Raw genomic sequence first — 3,678 nt, 5'->3', positions numbered from 1 at the left:
GTGTGGGGTGTGGGGTGTGGGGGGAGTGAGGGAAGTGTGAGGAGTTAGGAACTTTTCTAGTATGCTGAAGATATCATGCCATAAGGGTTACCAGATGTGGTGAATGCCCGATCTGGTAACATCAGGGCTTATTTTCCCTGTGATTCATCCGGGGGATAATTTAAAAGGAGATTAAAACTTGAGGAACCAAAATCCACAAAATTGGCAATCTTTAGTCGGGGGGATTATCGCAGCATTAGTTATTCTCCTCACCTTTAATTGTTTTGTAATCATCAATCCTGGTCAGGCTGGAGTCCTTAGTATTTTGGGTAAAGCTAGAGATGGCGCTCTGCTTGAGGGTATCCACTTCAAACTGCCCTTCGTCTCTATAGTCGATGTGTATGATGTCACCGTACAGAAGTTTGAAGTCCCAGCCCAGAGTTCCACAAAGGATCTTCAGGATTTGACCGCTCGATTCGCCATTAACTTCCGCCTCGATCCCACTAAGGTGGTTAGTATCAGACGAAAACAAGGCACTCTGCAGAATCTAGTGACCACAATTATTGCCCCTCAGACTCAAGAGTCATTTAAAATTGCTGCAGCCCTTCGCACTGCTGAAGAATCCATTACTCAACGGAGTCAGTTAAAGGAAGATTTTGATAAGGCTTTGAGCGAAAGGTTAGCCAAGTATGATGTCCAAGTATTGGATACTAGTGTCATTGACCTGAATTTTTCTAGGGAATTTGCCAAGGCAGTTGAAGAAAAACAGGTAGCTGAACAACAGGCCCAACGAGCTGTCTATATAGCACAGGAAGCTGAGCAAGAAGCTCAAGCGGAAATTAATCGCGCTCAGGGTAAAGCAGAAGCCCAACGACTTTTGGCGGAAACCCTAAAAGCCCAAGGGGGTGAACTGGTACTCCAGAAAGAAGCGATCGCAGCTTGGCGAGAGGGTGGGGCTCAGATGCCTAAAGTTCTCGTTATTGGTGGTGATAGGAATAGCAGTGTTCCCTTTATCTTTGACCTAAACAACGTACCTCAATAGCATCAAAATGTCAATAAAATTATCAAAAACTGTTTAATTTAATGCTAGTTACTAGTGAGACGTTTGATAGTTTGCAGTTGAGTATTAGTAGTTAAATTACAACTACAAAAACCCGTTTTCTATCTAGAAAACGGGTTTTTTAAAAATAAATTGATAGCAGTCGAAGTAAAGCTTAATACATATTTCTGTTCCCTATTCCCTATTCCCTGTTCCCTGTTCCCTATTCCCTACTCCCTACTCCCTACTCCCTACCCCCTACTCCCTACTCCCTACTCCCTACTCCCTACTCCCTTTCCCATAAATTTTTCATGAGTATTTTCACCCTACAATCCGTTCGCAAAGACTTTGGGATTAAAGAAATCCTCAAAGAAGCTACCTTTAGTCTAGATCCTATGGATAAAGTTGGTCTAATTGGCACTAATGGTTCAGGCAAATCCACCCTATTAAAAATAATTGCTGGTCTTGAGCCCATTGATGCGGGTCAACTCTCCATTAATCCCAAAACTAAAATTGTTTACTTACCCCAACAACCAGACTTAGATGACAATCACACCGTTTTAGAGCAAGTGTTTGCTGATAGTGGTCAGCAGATGACTCTGATTCGTGAGTATGAAGAACTTTCCCAGAAATTGGCTCACAATCCCGAGGATAACCAACTGCTAGCACAGCTCTCAAGTGTAACCCAGCAGATGGATGCCACAGGAGCTTGGGAACTAGAAACAAAGGCAAAAATTATTCTAAGTAAATTAGGAATAGTTGATTTTGATGCTCCCATTGGTCAGTTGTCTGGTGGCTATCGTAAACGGATTGCTTTAGCAGCCGCCTTGCTAGCGGAACCAGAAGTATTGTTAATGGATGAGCCCACAAACCATCTCGATGCCATGTCCGTAGAGTGGTTACAGAGTTACCTGAATAGTTATCGTGGAGCAATCTTACTGATTACTCACGACCGCTATTTTCTAGACCAGGTCACCAACCGCATTATCGAAATTGACCGGGGAGACCTGTATACTTACTCTGGTAACTATTCCTACTATTTAGAGAAAAAAGCCTTAGCTGAAGAATCAGCCATCAGTACTCAACGGAAACATCAAGGGGTATTGCGCCGAGAGTTAGAATGGCTCAAACGGGGGCCAAAGGCTCGCAGTACCAAGCAAAAAGCTCGAATTGACCGTATTCACGACATGCAAGCCAAAGAGTTTAAACAAGCTCAGGGTAAAGTAGAAATTTCTACCCCTGGTCGTCGCATTGGCAAGAAAGTAATTGAGTTAGACAATGTTTCTAAAGGCTATGACGGTAGAATTCTGGTCAAAGATTTTACCTACGAATTTAGTCCCGATGACCGAGTTGGCATCATAGGTGGGAATGGGGTAGGGAAATCTACCCTAATGGATATTATTACTGCACGCATTCAGCCCGATTCTGGTAACGTTGAAATTGGGTCTACCATTTATATCGGTTACTTTGACCAGCATTCAGAGGATTTGCTCGAAGCTCTTAATCAAAATCAGCGAGTAATTGATTACCTAAAAGACGTAGCAGAGTATGTGACAACCGCTGATGGCACATTGATTACTGCCTCACAGATGCTGGAGCGTTTCTTATTTCCTCCCACCCAACAGTATGCACCAATTCATAAGCTTTCCGGCGGTGAGAAACGTCGCTTGTTTCTGTTGCAAGTACTGATGAGTTCTCCCAATGTACTTATTCTTGACGAGCCCACTAATGATTTAGATGTACAAACACTCGCTGTACTGGAAGAGTATCTAGAAGGGTTTAATGGTTGTGTGATTATTGTCTCCCACGACCGCTATTTCCTAGACCGCACCGTAGATAAAATCTTTGCCTTTGAATCTGAGGGTAAAATACGTCAGTATCCTGGTAATTATTCCCTTTATATCGATAAAAAGCGAGAAGAAGAAGCAAAACTAGCCCAACAGATGGCTCAGACTCAAGGTAAAAAGCCTGAATCCTCCAAGGTCGAGCCCGACCCTAAAAAATCATCGAGTAATAACAAACCCCGTCGGCTGTCTAATTGGGAAAGGCGGGAATTTGAAAAACTCGAAAGTCAGATACCCCAACTGGAAGCTCAGAAAGCTGAGTTGGAGAAAACCCTTTATCAATCCCCTCCCAAAAACACCAGTGAGGTTCAGGCACTTTATCAGACCTTAGAAGCCTTGACTCAGGAAATTGATACAGCAACTGAGCGTTGGATGGAGTTGGCGGAACGGGACTCTTAGATCACTACCGTTGCGATTGGCCTATGGCCACGCTACGGGAACCCATAATTTCTCTCAGCACCGCTGTAATTCTACCGTTGCGCTCCTAGCGTTCCATACCCATAATTCAGCTAACTAGCCTTGTGATTGGCCGTTCGCCCAGCGTCGCACCGCTCCCTACTCCCTACTCCCTACTCCCTTTGCTATAGCTGACAACCATTAAGTACACATAATTTTTCCAAAAACTTATACATTATCGAAACACCAATATATACATATAGCTGAAATACTAAATATAGCCGTTGAGTGGTCAGACCCTTCAGTCATGTCACCCCTTACCCAATCCCTATTTCAGTGTTTCCACAGTTATTTTAATGTGATCATTTACTGGAGTTTAGACTATGAGAAAATGACCCAGTCTTCTTTTGAGGCTGAGAT

3 protein-coding genes are annotated in these 3,678 nt (G+C 43.4%); all 3 read left to right on the top strand.

The window, feature by feature from the left end; all coding sequences use genetic code 11:
- Nucleotides 1-178 precede the first annotated feature (178 nt).
- The 3 genes from AC4II3_RS31950 to AC4II3_RS31940 all read left to right on the top strand — a co-directional run bounded on the left by AC4II3_RS31950 (nt 179) and on the right by AC4II3_RS31940 (nt 3,261).
- Nucleotides 179-1,021, top strand: coding sequence for a prohibitin family protein (locus AC4II3_RS31950; RefSeq protein WP_488016835.1), 843 nt, complete (start codon nt 179-181; stop codon nt 1,019-1,021).
- A 150-nt stretch (nt 1,022-1,171) separates the two neighbouring features.
- Nucleotides 1,172-1,333 (top strand): hypothetical protein, encoded by a 162-nt coding sequence (locus tag AC4II3_RS31945; protein ID WP_488016833.1) that lies wholly within the window; start codon nt 1,172-1,174, stop codon nt 1,331-1,333.
- On the top strand, nt 1,330-3,261 hold the full coding sequence (locus AC4II3_RS31940; RefSeq protein ID WP_488016831.1) for an ABC-F family ATP-binding cassette domain-containing protein: 1,932 nt from the start codon (nt 1,330-1,332) through the stop codon (nt 3,259-3,261). The genes AC4II3_RS31945 and AC4II3_RS31940 overlap by 4 nt, the downstream gene beginning before the upstream one ends.
- Nucleotides 3,262-3,678: the final 417 nt, after the last annotated feature.

This window comes from Moorena sp., assembly GCF_982860115.1.
The sequence above is the reverse complement of the archived record's forward strand: the minus strand, read 5'-3'. Positions and strand labels throughout refer to the sequence as shown.

Coding starts and splice junctions, on each gene's coding strand:
- AC4II3_RS31940 (WP_488016831.1), top strand. CDS start 1,330: ATGAGTATTTTCACCCTACAATCCGTTCGCAAAGACTTTGGGATTAAA.